Annotated in this window: 3 protein-coding genes; all 3 read right to left on the reverse strand. The window is 38.9% G+C overall.

Features of this window, described 5'->3' with window-relative positions; translation table 11 throughout:
• Window positions 1-55 precede the first annotated feature (55 nt).
• Genes A5N85_RS14465 through A5N85_RS18120 form a run of 3 tightly spaced genes read right to left on the reverse strand, consistent with a single transcriptional unit; the run spans window position 56 to window position 682 of the window.
• Complete coding sequence (locus tag A5N85_RS14465; RefSeq protein ID WP_072577699.1) at window positions 56-355, reverse strand: transposase; 300 nt, start codon at window positions 353-355, stop codon at window positions 56-58.
• Window positions 355-606: an IS630 transposase-related protein gene (locus A5N85_RS14470; protein WP_072577700.1), complete on the reverse strand. Its 252-nt coding sequence runs from the start codon at window positions 604-606 to the stop codon at window positions 355-357. Before A5N85_RS14470 ends, A5N85_RS14465 begins: the two co-directional genes overlap by 1 nt.
• Window positions 566-682: a helix-turn-helix domain-containing protein gene (locus A5N85_RS18120; RefSeq protein WP_428843266.1), complete on the reverse strand. Its 117-nt coding sequence runs from the start codon at window positions 680-682 to the stop codon at window positions 566-568. The genes A5N85_RS14470 and A5N85_RS18120 overlap by 41 nt, the downstream gene beginning before the upstream one ends.
• Window positions 683-687: the final 5 nt, after the last annotated feature.

A 687-nucleotide genomic window follows, 5' to 3' on the forward strand; every position in this document is an offset into this window, starting at 1 on the left:
TAACCAAACTATCTCATGCCCATGCTCTTCAATGATTGCTTGAATATCACTGCGTTTATGAAAAGCGGCATTGTCCATGACAATTACACTGATTTTTAGGTAACTCAGGTAACAGTGCTTCTCTCACCCAATGAGAGAAAATATCGCTGTTAATAGAACCATCATATAAGCGTAAGGCAAACAATTCTCCATTGATAATGGCTCCAATCGCATTGCTCTGGTTTTTTAAATGCCAGTTATCACTTCCATGACAAACTTGTCCTTTTGTGCTGTAGCCATAAGGTCTATGAGCAAAGGCTTTAAAACCACATTCATCAAGATAGACTATCGGTTTGTCTTGAGCAGTCTTATCCACTATTTGTTCTTGAAAGTGCTCTCTTTTCTCTGTGTCGGCTTTTGGATGTTGGTTAATCTTTTTTTATGCGTTATCTTTAGTCGCTTTAGAGCATAACAAATCGCTGATTGCGAGCAATTAAAACGTCTAGCTCTTTCCCATTGGTAATCATCAGGATACTGCTCAATATCCTTAAGCAAGGCTTCATCATCAATCTTTGAGGGCTTACGCTCAGTAAAGCCTTTTAGGATGGGGATTTTTAATCCAGCTATAGACGGTGAATTTGCTGATCTTGTAGCGCTTTGCAACAGCGCGCCAAGTTTCTCCATTAGCAATATCGTTAAGAATTTTTT

Source organism: Suttonella ornithocola (assembly GCF_001889065.1).
GTDB lineage: Bacteria > Pseudomonadota > Gammaproteobacteria > Cardiobacteriales > Cardiobacteriaceae > Suttonella_A > Suttonella_A ornithocola.